The sequence below is a fragment of the Nocardia araoensis NBRC 100135 genome (genome assembly GCF_000308435.1).
In the GTDB taxonomy this organism is placed as follows: domain Bacteria; phylum Actinomycetota; class Actinomycetes; order Mycobacteriales; family Mycobacteriaceae; genus Nocardia; species Nocardia araoensis.
The window spans coordinates 25,160-50,286 of record NZ_BAFR01000168.1; the positions used below are offsets into that span (position 1 = coordinate 25,160).

The window sequence follows — 25,127 nt, forward strand, 5'->3', positions numbered from 1 at the left end:
GGATACACGACGCACCTGTGCGTGTTTGCCGAAACGGAGCGCCGGGTAAATGGCACGAATGAGCGAGCCGAGTCCCTACGTGGAATTCGACCGGAAACAGTGGCGGACCCTGCGTAAATCGACTCCCCTGGTGCTCACCGAGGAAGAACTGATCGGCCTGCGTGGTCTCGGGGAACAGATCGATCTCGAAGAAGTCGCGGAGGTGTATCTCCCGCTCGCTCGTCTCATCCACCTCCAGGTGGCCGCGCGTCAGCGGCTGTTCGCCGCGACCGCGACATTCCTCGGTGAAACCCATCCCGACCAGCAGGTGCCGTTCGTGATCGGCGTCGCGGGCAGCGTCGCGGTGGGCAAGTCCACCACCGCGCGCGTGCTGCAAGCACTGCTGGCGCGCTGGGACCACCACCCGCGGGTCGACCTGGTCACCACCGACGGATTCCTCTATCCCACCGCGGAACTCACCCGGCGCGGCATCATGCATCGCAAGGGTTTTCCGGAGAGCTACGACCGCCGCAAGCTGTTGCGATTCGTCACCGAGGTGAAATCCGGTGCGGCCGAAGTCTGCGCCCCGGTGTATTCGCACATCTCCTATGACATCGTGCCGAGCAAGCTGCACTGCGTGCGCCAGCCGGACATTCTGATCGTGGAGGGGTTGAACGTGCTGCAGACCGGTCCGCGCCTGATGGTGTCGGATCTGTTCGACTTCTCGATCTACGTCGACGCGCGCATCGAGGACATCGAGAAGTGGTACGTGCAAAGGTTTCTCACCTTGCGCAAGACCGCTTTCGCCGACCCGAACGCGCATTTCCACCACTACTCCGGATTCACCGACGAGCAGGCGACCGCGGCCGCGCAGGAGATCTGGAACAACACCAACCGGCCGAATCTGGTCGAGAACATTCTGCCCACCCGTCCCCGCGCGACCCTGGTGCTGCGTAAGGACGCCGATCACAGCATCAATCGGCTTCGGCTGCGGAAATTGTGATCGCGCTCACAATTTCCACGCCTCGTCGAGCCGCTGCGCGACATCGATATCGCAGACCGCGGCGATGTGCGGCTTACGGATCTCGGCGCGGATGTAGCGGGCGACGAAACGTCTGATCTCGTGATCGACGCTGGCGAGAACGCGCAGCAGTTGTCCGCGCCTGGTGGCGGCGGCGACGCTGACGCGTACGTCAGCGGGCTGCGGGTCGGCGATATCGATCACCACCCGCAGGGGCGCCGCCGTGCGCACCGTCAGATACAGATGGACGGTTCCCTCGACGTGGAACCGGTGCCGGTCCACCGCCAGGTCCAGCAGCAGGTCGACGTCGAGCGGGATGATCAGCTCGAAGGCGATGGTCTCGCCGTCGCGGCGGCGCAGCCGGGACGATCCGAGCTGGACCTGCGCGGTGACCTTGGCCAGCCGACCGGGGCCGACCCCGATCGGACCGAAATCGAAAGCACTGCCGGTCAACTCGGCGAACGCCCCCGCGATGCGCGCTTCGGAGGCGGCGTACTCCAGGAAGCGCCTACCGAACTCCACATAGCTGATCGAGTCGTCCGGTTCGCCCCGCGCGGCTCCGGCGCGCCGGTGGTCGAACGAGCTCATGAGACCGCACGGTACGCGACAAGATCGACACCGGCGCGGAATTCAGCGAACCAAGATCGAATCAGACGCCGAAACGGCGATGGCGCGCGGCGAAGTCGCGCAGCGCCCGCAGGAAATCCACCCGGCGGAACTCCGGCCAGTACGCCTCGGTGAACCATATCTCCGAGTATGCGCTCTGCCACAGCAGGAACCCGGAGAGGCGCTGCTCGCCGGAGGTGCGAATGACCAGGTCCGGGTCCGGCTGACCGGAGGTGTAGAGATGCTGGCCGATCGCGTTCACGGTGATCGACTGCACCAGGTCCTCACCGGTTTCGCCCGCGGCGATCTCCTGGCGGACCAGCGAGCGCACCGCGTCGGTGATCTCCTGCCTGCCGCCGTAGCCGACCGCGACATTGACGTGCACTCCGTTGCGGCCGTCGGTGCGCTCGGCCGCGGTGCGCATCCGCTTGGCGATCAGCTCGGGAAAGCCGTCGAGCGAGCCGACGATGCGCACGCTCCAGTTCTGCTCCGGCGCCGACAGCTCCTCGACCACGTCGGTGATGACCTCGAACAGCGTCTCGAGTTCCTCCGGATCGCGCTGGAGATTCTCGGTGGACAGCAGGTAGACGGTCACCATCTCGATGCCCTCGGCCTCGCACCATCCGACCAGCTCGGCGATCTTCAGCGCGCCGACCCGATGGCCGTGACTGACGTCGGTGAAACCGTTCTCCCGCGCCCACCGGCGATTGCCGTCACACATCACCGCGACGTGCCGGGGATGCTGTTTGCCGGCCAGCTGCCTGGACAGCCGGGCCTCGTAGATGCGATACGGCAGACCCCGCACCTGACTCGGAAGTTCCACGCGGGCAACCCTACGCCTCGGCGACGCGAACGCGGCATCGACCGCGATACGCCGGTACAGTGGCCGGGAGCACGCAAGTTACGGTTGCGTAGGTTACTGACGGGTTCAACTACCTCGTCTGCACTCGGTCCGTCTTGGGCCGCGGACAGACTGCTCCAGCCGTCCCTTAGGAGGTACACGTGTCCGAATCGGTCGGCGCCGCCGATGCGACCGCCGTCACACCGGTCCCCGCTTCGTCAGGTGAAGCGCTGGCCGATGCGCTGGTCAAACCGCGCCTGCGAGGCTGGATCCACACCTGGGCCGTCGGCGTCGCGGCGATCGCGGCCGTCGTGCTGATCGCCACCGCCACCACGATCTCGGCGACCGCCGGATGGTCGACGCTGGTCTACGGGCTCACCGTGTGCGGACTGTTCGGCGTCAGCGCGGTCTATCACCGGGTGACCTGGCCGACCGCGCGCGCTCGCGTCCGGATGAAGCGAGCGGATCACTCGATGATCTTCCTGTTCATCGCGGGCAGCTACACCCCGTTCGCCCTGCTCGGTCTGCCCGGGCGCACCGGACAGACGCTGCTGGCCGTGGTCTGGGCGGGCGCGCTGGCCGGAGTGGCGCTGAAACTGCTGTGGCCCGGCGCGCCCCGCTGGGTCGGCGTTCCGCTGTATCTGCTGCTCGGCTGGGCGATCGTGCCGGTGGCCGGACAACTGAACGACCAGATCGGCATCGCACCGCTGATTCTGCTGCTGATCGGCGGCCTGTTCTACAGCGGCGGCGCGATCCTCTACGCCACCAAGTGGCCGAACCCGTGGCCGGGGGTGTTCGGGCATCACGAGTTCTTCCACGCGGCCACGGTGCTGGCGGCGCTGACCCACTACGCGGCGGTCTGGCTCGTCGTCCTGCGCTGAGCGCATAGAGTCGACGGGGAGGTCGAACGAGAGGGGCGGCGCAGACGATGGAACAGAGCTCGTTCGTGTTCTTCGTCGGGATCACACGCCGGTCAGCGGAATCGCGACCTCGATGATCGCGAAATTCGTCCTCTGGGCGCTCAAAGCGCGGGGTGGTCTGGCCGTATTGGTCACCACGGCGAATCTCAGCGGGCTCGCGGTGATCGTCACCCAACTGTGGCTGAACGGGTTCCTCGGCAGGCTGGGCGCGGATTGGCTGCGGGCGCTGGCCTTCGTCGGCATCTACCCCGCGGTGGGCTTCCTGGCGGGCATCGTGCTGGCGGTGCGCGACCGCAAGGTGTACTTCGGCTGGCTCGACGCCGGTCGCAAACCGACGAAGGTGGAGGCGCGGCGCTTACTGCACCTCCCCGCCGCGATCAGCATGCGCGCGATAGCGCTGTGGATACCCGGCGTGATCGTGGCGACCGCGGTCTTCGCGCGGCTGAGCCCGGACAACGATCCCGGCGTGACGGCGTCGCTGTTCACGATCGGCGCTTTCGAGTCGGCGGCGGTCACCTTCCTGATCGTGGACCGGTTGATCCGGCCGACGATTCCGGTGGTCGCCGGGGTGCTCGGCTGGACCATGCACTGGAGTTCTTCGGTGCTGGTACGGGTCGTGCTGACTTGGGCGGTGGCGGCGGCGCTTCCGCTGCTCATGCTGATCGTCGTGCTGGCCGACCCGGCGGCGGCCGCGCCCGACCGGGTCCGCACCGCCATCTACCTGTCCGGGGTCGGCATCGGGGTGGGCGCGCTGGCCACGGCGCTGCTCGCCCGCGCGGTCGCCGCGCCGATGCGCACCCTGCGTCGCGCGCTGGACCGCATCGCGCAGGGCGATCTGGGCGCGCGGGTTCCGATCGGCAGCACCAGCGAGATCGGCCGGTTGGAGCACTCGGTCAACGAGCTGGCGGCGAATCTGCGCGAGCGGGAGCGGATGCGGGAGGTGTTCGGCAGGCACGTCGGGGCCGAGGTGGCCGAACGCGCGCTGGCGCGCGGGGCGGATCTCACCGGCGACGTGCGCGAGGTGTCGGCGCTGTTCGTCGACGTGACCGGGTCGGTGGAATTGTCCACCGGGCTGCCGCCGCAGGAGTTCGTGGACAAGCTCAACCGGTTGCTCGCGATCGTGGTCGCGGCGACCGAGGAGAACAACGGCCTGGTCAACAAGTTCGAGGGCGATGCGGCGCTGTGCGTCTTCGGAGCGCCGATCGCCCTCGGCGACAACGCGACCCCGGCGTTGCGGGCGGCGCGCCGCATCCGGGACGAAGTGCTCGCCACCGGGGAGCTCGACATCGGTATCGGCGTCGCGCGCGGACCGGTCTTCGCCGGCGACGTCGGCTCCGACACCCGGCTGGAATTCACGGTGATCGGCGACGCCGTCAACGAGGCCGCCCGCCTCACCACGGCGGCCAAGGAGGTGCCACGGCGCATCCTGGTGAGCCAAGCGCTGATCGAGGCCGGTACCGAACACGAACGCGCCAAGTGGACGTTCTACGACACGATCGTGCTACGCGGCATGAAAGACCCGACGTTCTGCTGGACCGACATCGACACCTCCGGCGACCGACCCGACCGCATCGAGACCCGCACCGATCAGCTCGACCGCGACGACCTGCCCGCCGACACCAACCCGGTCATCGAAATCCACACGGCCGCAGCGCCGTCCGACGATGCCGAGCGCCCGGACGCCGAACTGGACGCTCCGCCTCGCCGCTAGACCCGAGCGGGCACCCCCTAGTTGCGCAGGAGCGCCGTACGGAGCTGGTCGGGGGTGGAGACCGGGAGGTCGCACACGGAGCCGCGGCAGACGTACGCGGCGGCGGCGTTGCGGACCAAGGGCCGATCGGCCAGCAGCGGTACGGCATCCGGGGCAGCGGCGAGGACGACAGAGCCGCCCGGGGCGGCCGAACGGGCCGTGGCGAGCAACTCGGTCGGGTGGGCCGCCGGTTCGGTGGCGATGGCGACTTGCAGCGGGCCGCGCAGGGCCGCCTCGGCGACGGTGAGCCACTGGCCCGCCGATCGCGGCGCGCGCGCCAGCACGATCGCGCCACGCTCCAGGGTGCGGTCGGCGAGTTCCCGGTAACGGACGGCCCGCTCGGGATCGCTCGTGGCCGCCGCGGTGAGCAGCGCTTCGGCCAATGCGGAGGCGCCAGCGGGCGTGGCGCCGTCGATCGGGTCACGCGGGCGGGCGACCAGAGTTTCGGCGTCGTCGGCGGTGTCGAACCAGCTGCCGGGTTGGTCCGGGTCGGCGAAATGCTCGATCGCGATGTCCAGCAAGCGTTGGGCCTCGTCCAGCCAGCGGATTTCTCCGGTGGCCTGATGCACTGCGAGCAGGCCGGTGACCAGCCAGGCGTGGTCCTCCAGGACGCCGGGCGCGGCGCCGACGACGCCGCCGAGCGAGGCGCGCCGCAACCGCCCATCCACCACGTGCTCGGCCAACAGGAACTGCGCGCACCGCACGGCGGCGGCGGTCCACTCCGGCTCGTCCAGCGCGCCCGCGGCCTCCGCGAGCGCGGTGATCGCCATGCCGTTCCACGCGGTGACCACTTTGTCGTCCCGGTCCGGCTGTGGGCGGCGGTCGCGGGCGGCGATCAACGCGGCGCGGATGTGTTCCAGCCGCGCTGTGTCCTCGGCCGTGGCCGGCTCGGCGTACCTGGTCAGTACCGAGGTGCACTGTTCGAAGTTCCCCGCCGTGGTGACGCCGAAGAATTCGGCCGCCCACGCCCCGTCGATCGCACCGAGCACCCCGGCCAGCTCGGCGGGCGTCCACACGTACGTCGCGCCCTCGACGCCGGGCTTGCCGGGTTCCAAGTGGGTGTCGGCGTCCAGCGCCGAGGCGAAACCGCCCTGCGGGGTTCCGAGGTCGTCGAGCAGGAACCGCACCGTCTCCCGGGTGACCCGGCTCGGCAACGATTCCGGAAACTCCGACTCGCTGCGCCGGGCCAGATGCGCGTAGGCGCGCAGCAGCTGCGCGTTGTCGTAGAGCATCTTCTCGAAATGGGGAATCACCCAGGCGGCGTCCACCGAGTACCGCGCGAACCCGCCGCGCAGCTGGTCGTAGATGCCGCCGCGCGCCATGGCCTCGGCGGTGCGGGCCACCACGTCGAACACCGCGGAGTCGCCGGTCCGCTCCCAGTGCCGCAGCAGGCCCTCCAGCAGCGCCGACGGCGGAAACTTGGGAGCGCCGCCGAAACCGCCGTGCTCGGCGTCCTCGTCGCGCAGTACGGCGGCGACGGCATGGGCGAGCAGCTCGGGGGTGATCGTCAGGTCCGCGTCGGGCAGTCCCGCCGCCTGGTCGCGCAGCGCCGCCGCGACCTGTGCGGAGGCCTGGTTCACTTCGTCCCGGCGGTTCTGCCAGGTTTCCGTGACCGCGGTCAGCAGCTGGGTGAACGACGGCATGCCGCCGCGCGGTAGCTTCGGGTAGTAGGTGCCGCAGTAGAACGGTTCACCGTCCGGGGTCAGGAAGCAGGTCATCGGCCAGCCGCCCTGCCCCGTCATCGCCACCGTGGCGTTCATGTAGACCGCGTCCAGGTCCGGCCGCTCCTCCCGGTCGACCTTCACGCAGACGAAGTCCGCGTTCATCTGGTCCGCGGTGGCTTGGTCCTCGAACGACTCGTGCGCCATCACATGGCACCAGTGACAGGACGCGTACCCGACCGACAGCAGGACGGGCACGTCCCGCTCCCGCGCTTCGGCCAATGCTTCGGCATCCCACTCCCGCCAGTGCACCGGGTTGTCCGCATGCTGACGCAGGTACGGGGACGTCGCCTCTCCGAGCCGGTTCATGGCTCCACCGTACGACCCTTCCCCGACCCGTGCGGGTAACCCCATCGAACGCCCGGGCCTTTCTCCGCGACCGCCTCGCGGCCGGATCGAGCCAACGGCCCCGCACACGAACGTGCGGACGCTCCCCCTGCGGTTGCGCCGCCGGAGGGCCGGTGATGGAATCCGGCTTTCGATGGAACCGGTCGTCGGGCCGGGGCGTCCGAGGTCGAGCTCGACCACAGCAATAGGAAGGTCAACGCGCTGAACGAGCGCGGACGTCGGCTCGATCGAACGTGGCTCGGCTGGATTCTCCGGGTAGGAGGGCGACGCGGGCAACACCACACGCGGCCGTGATCTTCGCCCGGGACGGGTAGTTACCGGCCGACGGCGAAATCCGCTGTCACCCTTGGAGAGTGGGCGGTCGGCAGGGTGGAGGTACGCATCCCCGGCCAGTTCGGCTACGAGTGAGTCGGACGGCGAGTCCAGCCGAGCATCGAAAAAGGACATCAATGGCAACAACGTCTTCGAGACCTTGCAGAACACTCCAGGAACGTAGGTCTGGAATTCAATATCGAGTTCATCAGCTTCCTTCGACCCATCCGGATGCACGTTTCGTAAGCAGTGGAATGGTAGATCCGACTTGGGTCGACGGGGCCGGGGGACGCTCGGCCCCGCGCAACTGTTGCAGCCTCTCCCTGAAACCCCTTTCCAGATACGCATTGCCCTCTTCCCGCTCCCATTCACGATCCCCTGGCCGCCAAGCACTCTCGTGGCCTTCGCCGAGCCGACTGAGCTCTACAGCCGAATCCAGGAAGTAACGGTGGCCCGAAATTCTCGGGCGGTGACCTCGGCGCGGAACCCTCGGGCGGTGATCTCGATGCCCGAGATCATCTGGACCATGTTGTTGCAGAACATAATTCAACTCGCAGCAGGCGTCGCAGCTGATCACAGCATCCGAGAGCGGAATTGCTCCGAATGCGAGAAACGAGTAGATCTTGCGCAACGTGTCTTCGCCAGGGAGAAAGGGCCTGGATCTATGCGCGATATGGAGTAGCGCAAGGCGCGCGCAGGTCATGGCGTCGGCTCGTCGCGGAAAGCTGACGTCTGCCGGGTGCAGACGCCGCAGAGGTTCCTGGCGAAGTCGCATAACATCATGATGGCCACTGAGACTGCGGGTTTCGCAGATCTTCTTCAGGTCCGTCTCTTCGCGGTCACGATGCCAGTACGCACCGTCATATTCTATGACGAGAAGATGCCCCGCTCGTTCACCGATCTCAAAAAGCATGTCAGCTCGGAGCTCGTAGCGGCCCCCGACTCTGTGGTTGCGAACTCCCGTTCCGAACACGAAATTGAGGATCGCGAAGATACTGCTTTCGGCAACAGATTCGCCCGGCGCACTGTCACCTGGTCTGAGGAAGCGCCCTGCGCCGTACCAACTCATAGTGCGAAGGTAACCAGCGGCACCGACATGTTCACGGTTCTGGAGTTGCTCTCCGACTGCGACCGTGCAGCGAGGCAGAGCGCCGAGCAAGTTGCGGCCCTCTGGATGTGTCGGTGGTCGCGCGAAATCGGCCGCCGTATCTCACGGATTAGCGATCTAACTGCGTAAATATGCTCTACCCCAGGGCGAGGAGAACGCTCTACCGCGCCGCGCACGAAAGCCGCCGGGCAGGATTTCGGCGTGCCGTAGCTGGATGGCTGAGTCTCAGTAGGGACCCGGCGTGCTCGGCTCGGCACGCCAGGGCCCCGACGGACCGGGACCGAACGTGAGGGCCAGATCGAACAGGTGCCGGTTCCACGAGCGGACCGCGAGGTCGGCCAGAACGCCGGAAACCGTGATGGTGTCGCGCCTGGCCGGCGCGGCCAGCGTCTGGTTCTCTCCGTGCTGCGGCTGCTCGTTCCAGACCGGTACGCCGAACGGGACCGGACTGGTCTCCAGCAACGACACCCATGTCCCGTCGGGCGCGCGCGTCACCGTCGTGAGTGCGTACGGCGCGAAAGGCACCTGCCACCCGCCCGTCTCCAGCACCATGACTTCACCGCGCTCGGCCGCCGCGAGCGCCATCTCCCCGAACCAGCGGGCGAAGGCGCTTCGCGCGTCCTCGCTCACCGCAGCTTGCGCGGTGGATTCTTCCACCCGGGTCAGTTCGACCGCGTCACCCGGTACACCCCCTTGCGGATCGCGGAAGCGGGCCGCCAAGAACAAGGTGCCGAACCTGCCGGTCGGATGGAGGTGCAACAAACCGGCTTCCCGGAAACGCGTCTCCCCTATCGGCATTCGCGCCAACCGACCGATACCGGCACACCCGCGCACGATCTCCGGCTGGTGCACTCGCCAGTACGACACCCCTTCGCCGTCCCGCCACAGCGGCATATGCCCGCCGATCATCGGCCCGAGCATCGTCGTTTCCATAACATCCCCAGGCGAGACCGCCGCCCCCACGTTCGTCATGCCGACGATGCTATCGCCACAGGAGGATTCGGCCGGAGCGACTACCGGCCGACGCGGGGTCCTTCGGTGATCCCCCACATCTCCGCGAGGCGGTCGTCGGCGACACGGAAGATCTCGAGCAGCATCGGCCGCGAGTCGTCCGGCCCGCCGGTTCCCTCGATGGACGAGCGAACAGCGACCTTGTCGCCGTCGACCAGGATGTCCTCGGCGACGACGCGCATGCCGGGGAATCGGTCCACGAGTTCGCGCCAGGCAGCCTTACCCGCCTCGACCCCGGTCGCGTGGAGCGCGTGGCTGTAGAAGTTCGGGGCCGCCAGGTCGTCGAAGCGGTCGAACTGCCGGGTGTTGAAGCACTCCTGCATGCGCAGTATCAGGGCGCGGATGTCGTCGGGTGTGGCCATCGGCGGAATCTCCCACAAGCAACCGATCGAGGTAGGGCGAGCGCCGAACACAAGCGGTGTGTCGCCCCGTTTACCGGAGCACTATACGGTGCTGTGCGCCGGTTATGCGTGCGGTGTGCCCGATCCCTCCGCCGAACACCCTCCGGCACTGCCGTCGCCGGCGCATTCACCGCAATCGCCATGCCGGGGCCGAGACAACCGCGGGACCCTCGGCGCACACAGCCCAGATCATCCTCGGCGGAATACGCTGCGGCGAAATCGAGCTGCGCCGATGGGAGCGGACCGATTACAGTCTTATCCGCGCCCGGTGCGCAGGCAACGGATACTTCCGATTCACGGGATTGGTTGCGGGTTCGAGTCCCGTCCGGATCGTTTCGATCCGGTAGCTCAATTGGCAGAGCAGTCCACGGCAGGGTTTTCGGACCCGCAGGGCTCGATTCGCTCGAGCCGGTACTCCCGTCGCCGACCATAACTCGGGTGTCCAACCTTTGCGCGGAAAGCGGCGAGGTATCCGCGCTTCCCGTAGGAATGCATACCGGAGTGGCTCGTCGAATTTCATCGGCGACAGAGGTATCCGCGTACCCGCCGGAACTCGGCACACTACGTGCGGGCCAGTACCTCGCGTCCGACATACGCCAACAGTCTGCGGTGTGCCGGTTCGTCGTCGGCGACGAGCACCTCGGGACCGAATATGCCGGGCGCGCGGAAGGAATCGATGCCGCCCTTGGTCTGCATGGTGGCGAGCAGTTCGCCGCACAACTCGTCGTCGGCCAGATCCGGGCGATCAATCGCCACCGCGATATCGATGCCGTGCACCAGGATCTCGGTGAGATGCACCAGCGCGGCCGCGGGGCCGGGCAGTTCCCCGAGTGAGATGCCCACCGTGCCGTCGAGCGCGTCGGGCCGGTGCCAGGCGGCGCGGCCCACCTCGGCCGCCGCGGCGTACGCACCTTGCGGATCGCCGCCGAGCCAGTCGGATTCGTGTTCGGCGCCGGCGTCCGTGCCGCTCAGCGCCGCGGCGAAGATGTGCATACCGCCCACCGTGTGGTTGAGCACGGCGCGGACATCCCAGTCCCGGCACGGCGTCGGCGCTGTCAGACCCGCTCCTCCCACGGCGGCGACGATCGCTCCGGTCGCGTCCAGTGCGCGGTCGATCTGTCCGATCACGTTGTCCATGAGCTTCCTTCGGTCGAGCGGTTTGGCTGAATTGGTAACACAGGACACCGACAAGCGCGCGGCAATGCGAACTCCACCTTGCGCGGAAATAGTTGCTCACAGTGTGCTTCTCGAGACCGCGACCGAAAAATCGGATGCGCGGGCCGGGACCGCCCCGCTAGCCTCGGTGGTGCGCCCGGTGCGCAGGCAACGGATACTTCCACTTCTAATGGACAGGTTGCGGGTTCGAGTCCCGCCCGGACCCCATGGTCCGGTAGCTCAACGGTAGAGCGGTACGTTCCGTCGCCGATTTCCATCTCGGGCGCGCTACAGACGAATCGCGCACGCGCGAATCGGCCCGGTGCGCCGACCACGGTTACTTCCGGACCCACGAGTTCCGGTTCGAATCCGGACCGCCCTCGCGGCGGTGGTGTAACGGCAGCACAGAGGGCATGTCCGTGGTCCGATCGTGATCTCGGGCCGGTTCGCTCGGGCGGAGGAACGGCGCGTGTCCGGTGCGCAGGCGACGGCTACTTCGGGTTCAACTCCTGCCGAAACCATTTCGGTCGCTCGATACGGCGAGCATGCCGTCACCGAATTTTCTCGGACACTCCGCACCCGAAAAATCAGATGCGTCAGTTCAATTCGTCTCGCTACAGTTTCGGTGCACCCGGAAAAGAACACCGGGTGCGCCACAACTACATCGCACCTCCCGGTGCGAAGTCCGCGGCTACTTCTCGACCACGACCTTCGGGAACACCGCGGACGAACGACATCTCGGGGGGCATCGCGCGCACCGGCCCGGTGCGACTGCACGGCTACTTCCACGAGCAGGTCTGACACGCCTGCGGCGACTGGCGCGCCGCGACAGGTTCAGACCTCGGGCCGGGGCACCCGCGGCTGTCCCCGAAGCACAGCTGGGGAACCCCATGAGCAAGTTCAACCTCGCGCGCCCTGGCGCGACCTCACCGGTCACCACCGAGACCCGCCCCACCGGCCGCACCTTCGAGGGCGGCCCGGGATACGCCCGCACTCCGCAGAGCGAGCTGTTCCTGCTGGCCGTCACGAACATGGTCGGCGAGCACACGTTCTACGAGTCCGCCGGTCAGCGCGACGACCGCTACGCCGCGCTGGTGCACCGGGCGACGATCGCCGACCCGGAGTGGACCGCTCGCTTCCTGCGCTGGCTGCGCGCCGAGGCGAACATGCGCAGCGCCGCACTCGTCGGCGCCGCCGAGTTCGCCAAAGCGCGACTGGACGCCGACGCGGCCGGGATGTCGAGGCAGGTGATCGACTCGGTGCTACAGCGCGCCGACGAGCCGGGAGAATTGCTCGCCTACTGGACCGCGACCCACGGACGAGCGCTGCCCAAGCCCGTCAAGCGCGGTATCGCCGACGCCGTACGCCGCCTGTACGACGAGCGCGCACTGCTCAAGTGGGACAGCGCCGCGCGCGCCTTCCGGTTCGCCGACGTGCTCCAGCTGACCCATCCCGCCCCCGCGGCGGACAAGCCGTGGCAGGGGGCGCTGTTCACACACGCACTGGACCGGCGGTACGGCCGCGAGACCGGACTGCCCGCGACGCTGGCCGTGCTGCGGGCCCGTGCGGAGTTGATGACGCGCCCGGTGGAGCAGCGCCGCGCCCTGTTCGACGACCCGGAGCGAGCCCGCGCGACGCTGCGTACGGCGGGCATGACCTGGGAGGCGGTCGCAGGCTGGTTGCAGGGTCCGATGGAGGCGAAGGTGTGGGAGGCGCTGATCCCGACCATGGGCTACATGGCCAAGCTGCGCAATCTGCGCAACTTCGACCAGGCCGGGGTGAGCGACGCCGTGGCCGCGGACGTGGCCGCCGAACTCGCCGACCCGAACCAGGTGGCTCGCTCGCGGCAGCTGCCGATGCGGTTCCTGTCGGCGTACCGGGCCGCGCCGTCGCTGCGCTGGGGTCACGCGCTCGAGCAGGCGCTCGGTCACTCGCTGGCCGCCGTGCCCGCGCTCCCCGGGCGGACGCTGGTGCTGGTGGACACCTCGGGGTCGATGCGGGCCGGGTTCGCCAAGGACGGCTCACTGGCACGCTGGGATGCCGCGGCGCTGTTCGGCCTCGCGCTCGCCCGGCGCTGCGCACACGCGGACGTGGTGTCGTACTCCAGCCCCGGCGGCACCTGGAAGGGCCGCGCTCGGCCCGCCAGCCTGGTGTTTCCGCAGCGACGCGCCGAGCCGGTGCTCGCGGCGGTGCGGCGGTGGCACGAGGAGGGCTACTTCATCGGCTGGGGAACCGACACGGCGGGCGCGGTGCGTGAGCACTACGCGGGTCACGACCGGGTCGTCATCCTGACCGACGAGCAGGCGCACGACGGCGACGTCGGGTCGGCCCTGCCCGGCCGGGTGCCGCTCTACACCTGGAATCTGGCCGGATACCGCTACGGGCACGCCCCCAGCGGCACCCCGCACCGGCACGCCTTCGGCGGCCTGACCGACGCGGCGTTCCGGATGATCCCGCTGCTGGAAGCGGGCCGCGACGCCGACTGGCCGTTCTGAACGGCGGCGGGGCCGAGACCACTCCCGGTCTCGGCCCCGAGGTCTACGGAGCACCGTCGGCGGCCTGACCGACGCGGCTTCCGGAGCAGGCGCTGCCGGAAGCGGGCCGCGACGCCGGACTGGCCTTTCCCCCTCGTGGCCTACCCGAGCACCGGATAGTTGGCCCGGATGACGCCGTGCGGGTCGCGGGCCCGCTTGATCTCGCGCAACCGGGTCAGCGTCCCGGTATCGAAGACGGCGTCGGCGGACTCGCCGGGCGTGAGGAAGGTATACGGCTTGCGGCCGCTGATCTGCCCGCTCACCGCGTCCACGATGGCGGTGCGTCGCGCCGTGACCGCATCGCGCAGGTGCGGCAGCCCGAGACCAAGGCAGTAGAGCAGGTACGGCTCGGCGATCGGGCCGCGTGCGCCCCCGTCCGGCCGGGCTTCGGCCAGGGCGCCGCCGAGGTGCCGGATCTGCACATTGGCCAGCGGGGCGACCGGTTCCTCGATCAGGGTCTTGACCACGGCATCGCCGAGATCGGTGAGCTGCTCCGCCCGCGACAGCGACGGGCTCGGGTCCGTGGGCTCGGCGGTGACGGCGCCGATGTCGGCGGCCCCGAAAACGCCGCGCCTGTCCAGGATGGGATCTCCGATGGCGTCGAGCGCTGCCAGCAGCGCCCGGCCGCGATCCGGGTCGCCCAGATACACCGCGTCCACGCCGACCATCGGCGGCGCGTCCGGGATCTGCAGACGCTGGAACCACACCGACAGTTCGTCGGGAGCCCCGGCGGTGATCTCCTGGAAGGCGTCGAATACCTCGCGGATGCGCGTTTCCGGCCACAACATGCGGCCGCCGAAGAGCTCCGGCGCGGGGAACAGCTCGAACTCGAGCGCCGTCACGACGGCGAAATCGCCACCACCGCCACGCAGCGCCCAGAACAGGTCCGGATCGTCCTCGGCCGTGACCCGCCTCGCGACGCCTTCGGCGTCCACGATCTGGAAGGCGCGCACCGCGTCGGCGGCCCAGCCGTGCTTGCGGCCGAACCAGCTCATGCCGCCGCCGAGGGTGTAGCCGGTCACGCCGACAACCGGGTTGCTGCCCGCGAGGCCGGTCAAACCGTGCCTGGCCGCGGCCGCTTGCACCCGGCCCCACGGCACTCCGGCGCCGACGCGCGCCACCCGGCGCTCGGGGTCGATCTCGATGCCGTCCAGAAGCCCGGTGCGCAGCAGGATCGCCTCGGGCACCCCGCCGGACGCGCCGTGGCCGGTCGGCTGGGTGACAACCGGCACGCCCACGCGGGCCGCGTACCGGACCACGGCCGCCACGTCACCGGCGTCCACGGCCCGCACCACGGCGGCCACCGGTTGGTCGACGGTCGTCGTCCACGGCCGCGCCGCGGTCTCGAAGCCCTCGTCACCGGCCACCAGCACGCGGCCGGGCAGTGCGGCCCGCAGTTCGTCGAATGTCATCGCTCTGTCCTGACTCTCAGCGTTCGGAAGCAGACGCGCGCGACGAACTCGGTGTCGGCCTCTGGTGAAAGGCCGTGGTTCGCGCCGCGACTACCTCATTGACGACAGAGAGCGCGGAAAGGTAACAACGAGCAGGTCAGGGAAGGTTTTCGCCGGTCAGCCGGACTCCGGTCGGCCTTCAGGGTCGGCGCCCTCGGGCTCCTCGGCACGACGGGTGATGCCGTGCTCGGTGCCCTCGTCGGCCTCCTGATCCGGTTCGGGATGCTCGGGCTCGAAGGTGGCGGGCAGCCCCTTGATGTGCCGGTTCATCGACCGGATCAGCAGGAAGGTGCCCGCGAGCAGGATCAGGACGATGACCAGGCCGAGCGGCGACGCCTTGCCGAACTCGGGGCCGGTCGGCGTCCCGGGTGTCTGGGCGAGCAGGACCAGCGTCACGACCGCTCTTCCTCGATGCCCGCGAACAGGTCGGTCTCGGGCAGCTCGGTGCGCACGCGAGTCTTGGCCAGCTCGAACTCCTCGGTCGGCCACAACCGCTGCTGCATCTCCATCGGAATGGCGAAGAAGGCGCCGTTCGGATCGATCTGCGTCGCGTGCGCGCGCAAGGCGTCGTCGCGCTGCGGGAAGTACTTGGCGCAGTCGATCTGGGTGGTGATCCGGGAGAACACGTCACCGCGCTCGGCGGCGTACTTGCGCATCCGGTCCAGCCACTCCTGCAGCGGGAACGGCTCGCCGATGCGCTCGTACTCCGCGGCGAAGATCTCCATCCGCTTCATGCTGAAGCCGTGGTCGTAGTACAGCTTGAGCGGCGTCCACGGCTCGCCCGCGTCAGGGAAGCGCTCAGGGTCGCCTGCCGCCTCGAACGCCGCCATCGAAACCTCGTGGCAGCGGATGTGGTCGGGGTGCGGGTAGCCGCCGGTCTCGTCGTAGGTGGTCATCACATGCGGCTTGAACTCGCGCACCACGCGCACCAGGGCCTCGGTGGCCTCCTCCAGCGGAACCAGCGCGAAGCTGCCCTCGGGCAGCGGCGGCAGCGGATCGCCCTCGGGCAGCCCCGAGTCGACGAAACCGAGCCAGTGCTGGCGCACGCCGAGCGCACGGGCCGCGGCGGCCATCTCCTCGCGGCGGATCTCGTGGATCCGCTCCAGGACGCCGGGCGTGTCCATGGCCGGGTTCAGGATGCTTCCGCGCTCTCCGCCGGTCAGCGTCACGACGAGGACGTCGTGTCCTTCGTCGGCGTAACGGGCGGTCGTCGCGGCACCCTTGCTGGATTCGTCGTCTGGGTGGGCGTGCACCGCCATGAGGCGAAGGCCACTCACGTCTCGTTCTCCGTCGCTCTCGGTCGCGGGTGTCGGGGCTTCGTTACCTATAGTTCCATTCGACCCACTTTTGTTCCGACGTACCCCCCGGGAGCGACCACCATGAGCCAGCCCGCGCCGGAGAGCGGCGGTGACGCGAAGGCGGCGTCTCCCGGCGGCCCTCCGCCCGACCGGTACGGCACCGCGCCACGCAAGCCGCGCCGCTGGATCGTGCCGCTGCTGGGCGTCGCGGTCGTGCTCGCCGGGCTCGGCGTGGCCTACCTGGGCTATCAGAAGTACGGGCCGGAGGACATCGAGGCCGAGCAGCTCGGCTACGTCGTCGTCGACGACTCGATCATGACCATCCACCTCAAGGTCACCCGGGCCGACCCGCAGCAGCCGGTGGTGTGCTTCGTCCGCGCGATGGCGCGCGACGGCTCCGAACTCGGCCGCAGGGAAGTGCTCATCGAGCCGTCGAGCAGCGGGACGGTGGAGTTGACCACCGTCGTGCGCTCGTCCGCACGTCCCGTGTCGGGCAGCGTGTACGCGTGCAGCGATCGGGTACCCAGCTATCTGCGAGTTGGCTGATTTCCGCGCATATACCGGCGATTTGCCCGCGAAATCAACTCCGACCTGCACATTTGTGAATCATGCTAAAATGGCGTGATACACGGTTCCGGAGCTCGGAGCCGTGTTTGCTGCATTGGCGGCCAGCGCTGAGGGTTCGGGCATGCGATTTCGCCCGTGACCGGGGCCTGTCGGGGTTCGATGAACTTCCCAGGATCGCTCTAGCCGTCGACTGGCGCGTGCCCGCTTTCGGGTGGGTACACGCCGGTGCTCAGGGAATCCCGGCCTGCCGGGAACAACTACTAGGGAGTGATCGAGATGACTGAGACGCAAGTGACCTGGCTGACCCCGGAGTCGCACGACAGGCTCAAGAGCGAACTCGACGCGCTCATCGCCAATCGTCCGGTCATCGCCGCCGAGATCAACGAACGCCGGGAAGAGGGCGACCTCAAGGAGAACGGCGGATACCACGCCGCCCGCGAGGAGCAGGGTCAGCAGGAGGCGCGCATTCGCCAGCTGCAAGAGCTGCTGAACAACGCCAAGGTCGGCGTCGCACCGACCAAGTCCGGCGTCGCGCTTCCCGGGTCGGTCGTCAAGGTCTACTACGACGGCGACGAGACGGACACCGAAACCTTCTTGATCGCCACCCGCGAGGAGGGCTTGCGCGATTCCAAGCTGGAGACGTACTCGCCGAACTCCCCGCTCGGCGGCGCGCTCATCGACGCCAAGGTGGGCGAGACCAGGGAATACACCCTGCCCAACGGGAACACGATGAAGGTCACCCTGCTCAGCGCCGAGCCCTACCACAGCTGATGCTCTCGGCCGCGCCACCACGGCAGGCCGATACCCCCGCGGACACGAGCGGCCGCGCCCGATCATCGGGTGCGGCCGCTTCCTCATGTCCGTGAACCTAGCTCAACGCCTGCTCGATGTCCGCGAGCAGGTCGCTGACATCCTCGATGCCGACCGAGAGCCGCACCAGATCCGCGGGCACCTCCAGGTCGGAACCTTCGGTGGAGGCGTGCGTCATCGCGGCGGGATGCTCGATCAGCGACTCGATACCGCCCAGGGACTCCGCGAGGGTGAACACCTCGGTCCGCGCGCAGAACTTGCGCGCCGCTTCCACGTCGCCGCCCAGGCGCACCGAGATCATCCCGCCGAAGCGCCGCATCTGCTTGTCGGCGACGGCATGGCCCGGGTGCTCCGGCAGGCCGGGGTAGATCACCTGCGAGATCGACGGGTGGCCGGACAGGAACTCCGCGATGGTCTCGGCGTTGTCGCAGTGGCGTTCCATCCGCAGGGCGAGGGTCTTGATGCCGCGCAGCGTGAGGAACGCGTCGAACGGGCCGGGCACCGCGCCCGCACCGTTCTGCAGGAACGCGAACGCCGCGTCGAGTTCCGGGTCGTTCGTGATCAGCGCGCCGCCGATGACGTCGGAGTGGCCGCCGAGATACTTCGTGGTCGAGTGCACCACGATGTCGGCGCCGAGCAGCAGTGGCTGCTGCAGATAGGGCGTCGCGAAGGTGTTGTCGACGACCAGTTTCGCGCCCGCCGCGTGCGCGACGTCGGCCAGCGCGGGGATGTCGCCGATGCTCAGCAGCGGATTGGTCGGGGTTTCGATCCACACCAGCTTGGTGTTCGGCCGGATCGCGGCGCGCATCTCGTCCACGTTGAACACGTGCGCAGGCGAGTGCTCGATCCCCCACTGGCTGAAGACCTTGTCGATCAGCCGGAAGGTGCCGCCGTAGGCGTCGTCGGGGATCACGATGTGATCGCCCGGACGCAACGTGGCCCGCAGCGCACAGTCGGTCGCGGCCATGCCGGACGCGAACGCCCGGCCGTAGCGGCCTGATTCCAGCGCGGCGAGGTTCGCCTCCAGCACCGACCGCGTCGGGTTGCCGGTACGGGCGTATTCGAAACCGCCGCGCAACCCGCCGACGCCGTCCTGGGCGAACGTCGAACTCGCGTAGATGGGCACATTCACCGCGCCGGTCTGCGGATCGGGTTCATACCCGGCGTGCACGGCCCGTGTGGAGAATCCCAGCTCGCTCATGGGGTCAGCCTAATCGGGGCGATTCCCGGGCAACTTCCCGGTGTGTGCATATCGCCGTCGGACGCGCAGGCGAATCGGACGAATCCGGCGGATGACGGTCGCATAGCGGGATCGCGTCCCTCGATCCGATCGAATTCCACCGACGCCGCCACCAGCTCGGAAATCTTGCGCCGAGGCAACCGGCGTGAGTTGGGTCTCACTATTTCACCGCCCCTTTAGGCTGAGTCCATGGTCACTGTGGAAGAACTGTTCGCCACCGACGCGCTGCTGTCCGACGACGAGCGCGAGATCCGGGACACCGTCGCCGCCTTCGCCACTCAGCGACTGCGCCCGTACGTCGCGGACTGGTTCGAGGCGGGCACCTTCCCGGCCCGCGAGCTCGCCCCGGAGCTGGGCGCCCTGGGACTGCTCGGCATGCATCTGGAGGGGTACGGCTGCGCGGGCATGTCGGCCACCGCTTACGGCCTGGCCTGCCAGGAGCTGGAGGCTGCGGACTCCGGCATCCGCAGCATGGTCTCGGTCCAGGGTTCGCTGGCGATGACCGCCATCCACAAATACGGTTCGGAGGAACAGAAGCAGCAGTGGCTGCCGGAGCTGGCCGCGGGCCGCGCGCTCGGCTGTTTCGGACTGACCGAGCCCGACTTCGGCTCGAACCCGGGCGGCATGCGCACCCGGGCGAAGCGCGACGGCGCCGACTGGGTGCTGAGCGGCTCGAAGATGTGGATCACCAACGGCTCGGTGAGCGATGTCGCGGTGGTGTGGGCGCAGACCGAGGACGAAGGCAAGCAGGTGATCCGCGGGTTCCTGGTCCCGGCCGGGACGCCCGGCTTCACGACGCGGGAGATGCACCGCAAACTGTCGCTGCGCGCGTCGGTCACCGCGGAGCTGGACCTGGACGAGGTTCGCCTGCCCGCCGACGCGGTGCTGCCGGGGTCGAGGGGACTGGCCGCGCCGCTGGCCTGCCTGAGCGAGGCGCGCTTCGGCATCGTCTTCGGCGCGCTCGGCGCGGCGCGCGAGTGCCTGGCGGCCACCATCGAGTACGCACGGACCCGTGCGGTTTTCGACAAGCCACTGGCGGCCTACCAGCTCACCCAGGCCAAGCTGGCCGACATGGCGCTGGAGTTCGGCAAGGGCCAGCTGCTCGCCCTGCACATCGGACGGCTGAAGGATCGCGGCGCGGTCACTCCGGAGCAGGTGAGCGCGGGCAAGCTGAACAGCACGCGCGAAGCCATCGCCATCGCTCGCGAGTGCCGAACCATATTGGGCGCCAACGGCATCACGCTCGACTACCCGGTGCTGCGCCATGCGAACAATCTGGAGTCGGTGCTCACCTACGAAGGCACCGCGGAGGTGCACCAGCTCGTACTCGGCCGGGCGTTGACCGACGCGAACGCTTTCCGCTGACGAACCGTTCGGCGCGCAGACGCGCGGTGAACGCGTTCCCGGCAGAGGCTCCGCCTGGCCCACCCGGCCGCCAACCCGAGGGGCTGGGAACGCGGCGAAAAGGTGCGGATGAATTGCCGAGTGGCGCGCGCCGACGGCAATACCTCGAGTCCGCCCTCTCAGCGCCGGAAACCGTCGGTGTAACCCAGCGGACGCCGACCGGTAGGCAATGTGGATCACGGTCTCCGCGAACGGATTCGGGTCTGCGCGAGCCGCGCACGGACACTACTGTCGGTGCATGTCGTCGATCCGCGCCGCCGAGCTCTACGCGGCACTGTCGCTGACCACCGATCTCGCCACCGGGATGCCGTTCGAGAAAGGGCTGGCCACCTGCCTGGTCGCCACCGACCTGGCCGAGCGGATCGGGCTGCCGGAAGCCGATCGCCGTGCGGTCTTCCATGCCGCACTGCTCGGCGACCTCGGAGGTACCGGCCGCGCCTCGGAGAACGCGGAGTCGTATGCCGACGACATCGCCTTCCAGCGCGCGTGCCACGTGCTCGATCCGGGCGACTCCGCCGTCTTCACCGAGCAGTTGCGCCGATTCGGCGGTTGGGCGCCCGCCGCCCAATCGGCGCTGCGCAATCGGTTCGTCGCTCGGCTGCGGGCCGGCGCGCCGCGGGCGCTGCGCTCGTCGAACGAGGTCGTCCAGGCGCTCGGCTCGCAGCTGGGACTGCCGGAAGCGGCCGTTCGCGCGCTGACCGAGGTGGAGGAACGCTGGGACGGACTGGGCGCGCCGAACGGGTTGCGGGGGGAATCCATTTCGCTCGTGGGCCGCATCGTGCACGTGGCCGAACAGGCGGTGCTCGCGCTCGACGCGGTAGGCGAGGATCTGGCGACCGTCCCTGGCCACGGCGACGCGGATCCGGTGTCCGCGACCGCCTCGCACCGCACGCCACGCTCCGCTCTGCGCACCGTGGCGAGACGGCAAGGCGTCGTTGTCGACGAGTTGCGGCGCCGAGCCCGCGGGCACCTCGACCCCGAGCTGGTCGCCGTCTGCGACGCCGATGCCCTCCGAGCGGTGCTCGACGTTCCCGACCTGCTGGCCGCCGTCCTCACAGCGGAGCCAGGGACGCCGGCTACGCTGCCGGCCGCCGAACTCGACCGCCCCGGCTCGGCGCTGGCCATGGTCGTCGACTTGAAAGGCCGTTACCTGCTGGGGCATTCGGCGCATGTGGCCGGACTGGCCGATGCCGCGGCAGTGCGGATGGGCGTGCCCGCCGACGAAAGGGCGGCGTTGCGCGCCGCCGCGCTGCTGCACGATCTCGGCCGGGTCGCGGTGTCCAGCGCGGTCTGGGATCGCCGCGGTCCGTTGGGACCGTGGGACTGGAAACGGGTTCGGCGACAGGGCTATTGGACCGACCGCATCTTGCGCCGCTGCCCCGGGCTTGCGCCGCTGGCCGATCTCGCCGCGGGCCACCGGGAACGACTCGACGGCAGCGGCTATCCCCGGGGCAAGCGCGACCTCGCACCCGGCACCCGATTACTCGCGGCCGCAGACGTTTTCGCGGCCTGCACCGAAGCGCGGCCCTATCGCCCCGCCGCCCGGCCCGAGGAGGCCGCCGCCCAGCTGGCAGCCGAGGTCGCCGCGGGCCGCCTGGACGGCGACGCCTGTGCCGCCGTCGTCCGGGCCGGCGCGGAGCACACCGTCCCCGCCGCCCACGGCCTGTCCGAGACCGAGACCGACATCCTCCGGCTGAGCGCACGCGGCCGCTGCGGCCGCGAGATCGCCGCCGAACTGCTGATGTCCGAGCGCACCGTCACCCACCATCTGGCCGAAATCCGCGCCAGAACCGGCCACCGCACCCGAGCGGGCGCGGCCGTCTTCGCGATGGCCAACCAGATCCTCCCCGGCTGACTCCCGCACACCCTGACGAGCTGCGCGAAGATGTACCGGACGGTCGAAGCCGCGCCTCACACGGAGGCGCGGGCGGCGGCTAGCGCATTGTTACGTCTTGTCATTCAAGTGCCACGTGGGTGTCACCGGTAGGCCAGCGAAATCGCCCATCATTCAAAGGGACCCGGCATTGGGGCGATGCCTCCACCACCACACCATCGGAGGTGCACGATGCACAGTTTGTCGATCGACCGCGGCGCACGGCGGTCAGTTCCGAACGCACTGGGAGCCGGCCATGTTCGTGCGTGACCATCTGCCGCGGCGCGCACACGGCGTCGCACGGCCGCTGCCGGATCAGCGTGAACTGGTCGCCGCCTTCGGCGGGCACCCGAGCGAGTCCGGCGAAGACCATCCCCTGGTCGGCTGGGCCGCGACACTGGCCGCGCTGCACCGGCAGCGCCATGCCGATCCGCTGGCCGCCGCCGGGATAGATTGCCGCCGTGCCGAACTGGTGGCCAGGATCGATGCGTGGGCGGTGGACCAACTGCCCCGCAAGCGTGCGACCGACCATCTGCGCAGCGAATCCATCGGCGCCACGGTGGATCGGATGGCCGCCGCCCACGTCCACGCCAGCCACCTGCTGCACACCGCCGAGAAAGTGTCCGACGCCCGGGTGCACGCCGCCTGGTACCGGCTGGCGCTGCTGGCCGACGAATGGACCGACCTGATCACCGGCGGCGTGCGCGAAACGGCACGCGTCAGGAGACCGGCCTAGGCGTCCGGCCGGAAGTCGCCGTAACTCGCCGCACCGATCCGTGCGGTACGGCGAGTCGGCTGGATCGCCGCTGGAGAGCGGTCGCGTCTACTTCCCGATGTTGCCCGTGCTGAGGAAGCCGAGCAGGTCGTGGCGGGTGATCACGCCGACGGGCTTGCCGTCCTCGACGACCATCAGCGCGTCGGTGTCCGAGAGCGCCTTCGTCGCGGCGGAGATGGGCTCGCCCGAACCGATCAGCGGGAACGACGGACTCATGTGCTGGGCCACCGAATCGGTCAGGTTGGCCCGGCCCTCGAAGACCGCCGACAGCAGGTCGCGCTCGGACACGCTGCCCGCGACCTCGCCCGCCATGACGGGCGGCTCGGCGCCGACCACGGGCATCTGGGAGACGCCGTACTCGCGCAGGATCTCGATCGCGTCGCGCAGCGTCTCCGACGGGTGGGTGTGCACCAGGTCCGGCAGCTCGCCGGACTTGCCGCGCAGCACGTCGCCGACCAGCGGCTCGACGGTGCCGTCCAGCCGTTCGCGCAGGAAGCCGTAAGAGCTCATCCACTCGTCGTTGAAGATCTTCGACAGGTAGCCGCGGCCGCCGTCGGGCAGCAGCACCACGACCACCGCGTCCGGATCGCGCCGTGCCACCTCGACGGCCGCGACGACCGCCATGCCGCACGAACCGCCGACCAGCAGGCCCTCCTCGCGGGCCAGCCTGCGCGTCATCTCGAAGGAATCCGCGTCGGAGACCGCGATGATCTCGTCCGGCACGGCGGGGTCGTAGGCCGACGGCCAGAAGTCCTCGCCGACGCCCTCCACCAGGTACGGCCGCCCGGTGCCGCCGGAGTACACCGAACCCTCCGGATCGGCGCCGATGATCCGCACCTTCCCGCCGGAGACCTCCTTGAGGTAGCGGCCGGTGCCGGTGATGGTGCCGCCCGTGCCGACACCCGCCACGAAGTGGGTGACCTTGCCGTCGGTGTCGCGCCAGATCTCCGGGCCGGTGGTCTCGTAGTGGCTTTCCGGGCCGCCCGGGTTGGAGTACTGGTCGGGCTTCCACGCGCCGTCGATCTCGCGTACCAGGCGGTCGGAGACGCTGTAGTAGCTGTTCGGATGGTCCGGCGGCACGGCGGTCGGGCAGACCACGACGTCGGCGCCGTAGGCCCGCAGCACGTTGCGCTTGTCCTCGCTGACCTTGTCCGGGCAGACGAACACGCACTTGTAGCCGCGCTGCTGCGCGACCAAGGCGAGGCCGACGCCGGTGTTGCCGGAGGTGGGCTCGACGATGGTGCCGCCGGGCCGCAGCTTCCCGGACCGCTCGGCGGCGTCGATCATCTTCACCGCGATCCGGTCCTTGGAGCTGCCGCCCGGGTTCAGGTATTCGATCTTGGCCGCGACCAGCCCCGCGTTCGGTCCCACGACCGAGTTCAACCGGACCAGCGGCGTGTTGCCGATGAGATCCACGACATGATCCGCGATGCGCATGGACCCCATAGTTGCAGACGCACTAACTGTGAGTTCGCGCACGCCGTGCGCAGCGGCCACGGACTACCGGCGAACACGCGCCCGCGGCCTTAGGATCGCTGCCATGAGGCAGCCGAACATCGCCCGCGCCGCAATGCTTCTGGCCGGATCGGCGGTGGCCCTAGTGGTCGGATCCGGCGCTCCGGCGGAGGCGGCGACCGTCGAATTCCCGCAGGTGCCGACGCTCGCGCGCGGTGGTCTGTGCTGGACCAGCATCCGCACCTGGGCCGACACCGGCCCGGAATGGCCGGGGCGCGCCATCCTGAACGTGCGCGCGCTGCCCGTGAGCGGCATCGGCCCTGGCATCTATCCGCTGGCGCCGCTGTGCGAGGTCCGCACCACCGTGGCGTGGCGCAACGTCACCACCGGCGCGACGGGCAGCTACGACAACATCGTGGTCACCGGCATCTACGGCAGCATCCAGTACGCGCTGTTCCAGGACACCGGCCCCGGCCTCGTGGAAGTCACCATCACCACCGACGCGGCGAGCATCCCCGCTCGCGGCACGTTCGTGGTCCCGGGCTGA

At 69.1% G+C, this 25,127-nt stretch carries 22 protein-coding genes; 11 read left to right on the top strand and 11 right to left on the bottom strand.

The annotated features are described in order from the left end of the window. Positions 1-49: 49 nt before the first annotated feature. The gene (gene coaA / locus ON21_RS23410) at positions 50-982 is read left to right on the top strand and encodes a type I pantothenate kinase (RefSeq protein ID WP_039800785.1); all 933 of its coding nucleotides are present in this window, start codon (positions 50-52) and stop codon (positions 980-982) included. A gap of 6 nt (positions 983-988) precedes the next feature. Here the strand turns inward: coaA and ON21_RS23415 are convergent, their stop codons facing one another. Then, positions 989-1,588, bottom strand: coding sequence for a hypothetical protein (locus tag ON21_RS23415; protein WP_051021258.1), 600 nt, complete (start codon positions 1,586-1,588; stop codon positions 989-991). A 61-nt stretch (positions 1,589-1,649) separates the two neighbouring features. Next, complete coding sequence (locus ON21_RS23420; RefSeq protein ID WP_039800787.1) at positions 1,650-2,429, bottom strand: isoprenyl transferase; 780 nt, start codon at positions 2,427-2,429, stop codon at positions 1,650-1,652. Between the two features lie 248 nt (positions 2,430-2,677). Between ON21_RS23420 and trhA the strand changes: the two genes are divergently transcribed. Both trhA and ON21_RS23430 read left to right on the top strand, forming a co-directional pair. Then, positions 2,678-3,328 carry a PAQR family membrane homeostasis protein TrhA gene (gene trhA / locus ON21_RS23425; protein WP_039800878.1) on the top strand — a complete coding sequence of 217 codons (651 nt, stop codon included), beginning with the start codon at positions 2,678-2,680 and terminating at the stop codon, positions 3,326-3,328. A 112-nt stretch (positions 3,329-3,440) separates the two neighbouring features. Beyond that, positions 3,441-5,078, top strand: coding sequence for an adenylate/guanylate cyclase domain-containing protein (locus ON21_RS23430; protein ID WP_051021259.1), 1,638 nt, complete (start codon positions 3,441-3,443; stop codon positions 5,076-5,078). A 17-nt stretch (positions 5,079-5,095) separates the two neighbouring features. On the opposite strand, the gene ON21_RS23435 is transcribed toward ON21_RS23430, so the two are convergent. Beyond that, positions 5,096-7,147 carry a thioredoxin domain-containing protein gene (locus tag ON21_RS23435; protein ID WP_039800789.1) on the bottom strand — a complete coding sequence of 684 codons (2,052 nt, stop codon included), beginning with the start codon at positions 7,145-7,147 and terminating at the stop codon, positions 5,096-5,098. A 1,132-nt stretch (positions 7,148-8,279) separates the two neighbouring features. Here ON21_RS23435 and ON21_RS23440 point away from each other — a divergent pair. Next, a complete protein-coding gene (locus ON21_RS23440) occupies positions 8,280-8,735 on the top strand; it encodes a hypothetical protein (protein WP_157170933.1) in 456 nt (151 codons plus the stop codon). A gap of 96 nt (positions 8,736-8,831) precedes the next feature. Here the strand turns inward: ON21_RS23440 and ON21_RS23445 are convergent, their stop codons facing one another. The 3 genes from ON21_RS23445 to ON21_RS23455 all read right to left on the bottom strand — a co-directional run bounded on the left by ON21_RS23445 (position 8,832) and on the right by ON21_RS23455 (position 11,155). Continuing rightward, entirely contained in the window at positions 8,832-9,578 is a 747-nt protein-coding gene (locus tag ON21_RS23445; protein ID WP_157170934.1) for a hypothetical protein, read from the bottom strand. Between the two features lie 41 nt (positions 9,579-9,619). Then, complete coding sequence (locus tag ON21_RS23450; RefSeq protein ID WP_039800795.1) at positions 9,620-9,979, bottom strand: ester cyclase; 360 nt, start codon at positions 9,977-9,979, stop codon at positions 9,620-9,622. Between the two features lie 600 nt (positions 9,980-10,579). Continuing rightward, a complete protein-coding gene (locus tag ON21_RS23455; protein ID WP_039800798.1) occupies positions 10,580-11,155 on the bottom strand; it encodes a TIGR03086 family metal-binding protein in 576 nt (191 codons plus the stop codon). 908 nt (positions 11,156-12,063) lie between these two features. On the opposite strand from ON21_RS23455, the gene ON21_RS23465 reads away from it, so the two are divergent. Next, a complete protein-coding gene (locus ON21_RS23465; protein WP_039800799.1) occupies positions 12,064-13,668 on the top strand; it encodes a TROVE domain-containing protein in 1,605 nt (534 codons plus the stop codon). 140 nt (positions 13,669-13,808) lie between these two features. On the opposite strand, the gene ON21_RS23470 is transcribed toward ON21_RS23465, so the two are convergent. From ON21_RS23470 to mca, 3 genes are all read right to left on the bottom strand, one after another. Then, the gene (locus ON21_RS23470; protein ID WP_039800801.1) at positions 13,809-15,119 is read right to left on the bottom strand and encodes an FAD-binding oxidoreductase; all 1,311 of its coding nucleotides are present in this window, start codon (positions 15,117-15,119) and stop codon (positions 13,809-13,811) included. A 156-nt stretch (positions 15,120-15,275) separates the two neighbouring features. Continuing rightward, positions 15,276-15,554, bottom strand: coding sequence for a hypothetical protein (locus ON21_RS23475; RefSeq protein WP_039800802.1), 279 nt, complete (start codon positions 15,552-15,554; stop codon positions 15,276-15,278). After that, entirely contained in the window at positions 15,551-16,435 is an 885-nt protein-coding gene (gene mca, locus ON21_RS23480; protein WP_245562698.1) for a mycothiol conjugate amidase Mca, read from the bottom strand. The genes ON21_RS23475 and mca overlap by 4 nt, the downstream gene beginning before the upstream one ends. Before the next feature lie 102 nt (positions 16,436-16,537). Between mca and ON21_RS23485 the strand changes: the two genes are divergently transcribed. Together ON21_RS23485 and greA are read left to right on the top strand one after the other, a co-directional pair. Then, a complete protein-coding gene (locus ON21_RS23485) occupies positions 16,538-17,002 on the top strand; it encodes a DUF4307 domain-containing protein (RefSeq protein ID WP_039800885.1) in 465 nt (154 codons plus the stop codon). A 297-nt stretch (positions 17,003-17,299) separates the two neighbouring features. Beyond that, positions 17,300-17,794 (top strand): transcription elongation factor GreA, encoded by a 495-nt coding sequence (gene greA, locus ON21_RS23490; RefSeq protein WP_028477722.1) that lies wholly within the window; start codon positions 17,300-17,302, stop codon positions 17,792-17,794. Positions 17,795-17,891: 97 nt separating this feature from the next. On the opposite strand, the gene ON21_RS23495 is transcribed toward greA, so the two are convergent. Then, on the bottom strand, positions 17,892-19,034 hold the full coding sequence (locus ON21_RS23495; protein WP_039800806.1) for a cystathionine gamma-synthase: 1,143 nt from the start codon (positions 19,032-19,034) through the stop codon (positions 17,892-17,894). 228 nt (positions 19,035-19,262) lie between these two features. On the opposite strand from ON21_RS23495, the gene ON21_RS23500 reads away from it, so the two are divergent. From ON21_RS23500 to ON21_RS23510, 3 genes are all read left to right on the top strand, one after another. Then, positions 19,263-20,438 (top strand): acyl-CoA dehydrogenase family protein, encoded by a 1,176-nt coding sequence (locus tag ON21_RS23500; protein WP_039800808.1) that lies wholly within the window; start codon positions 19,263-19,265, stop codon positions 20,436-20,438. A gap of 277 nt (positions 20,439-20,715) precedes the next feature. After that, positions 20,716-22,332 carry an HD domain-containing phosphohydrolase gene (locus ON21_RS23505; RefSeq protein WP_039800888.1) on the top strand — a complete coding sequence of 539 codons (1,617 nt, stop codon included), beginning with the start codon at positions 20,716-20,718 and terminating at the stop codon, positions 22,330-22,332. A 274-nt stretch (positions 22,333-22,606) separates the two neighbouring features. Continuing rightward, positions 22,607-23,086, top strand: coding sequence for a DUF4254 domain-containing protein (locus ON21_RS23510; protein WP_039800812.1), 480 nt, complete (start codon positions 22,607-22,609; stop codon positions 23,084-23,086). 87 nt (positions 23,087-23,173) lie between these two features. Here the strand turns inward: ON21_RS23510 and ON21_RS23515 are convergent, their stop codons facing one another. Beyond that, positions 23,174-24,562 carry a cystathionine beta-synthase gene (locus ON21_RS23515; protein WP_039800814.1) on the bottom strand — a complete coding sequence of 463 codons (1,389 nt, stop codon included), beginning with the start codon at positions 24,560-24,562 and terminating at the stop codon, positions 23,174-23,176. Positions 24,563-24,665: 103 nt separating this feature from the next. On the opposite strand from ON21_RS23515, the gene ON21_RS23520 reads away from it, so the two are divergent. Beyond that, a complete protein-coding gene (locus ON21_RS23520; RefSeq protein ID WP_039800817.1) occupies positions 24,666-25,127 on the top strand; it encodes a hypothetical protein in 462 nt (153 codons plus the stop codon).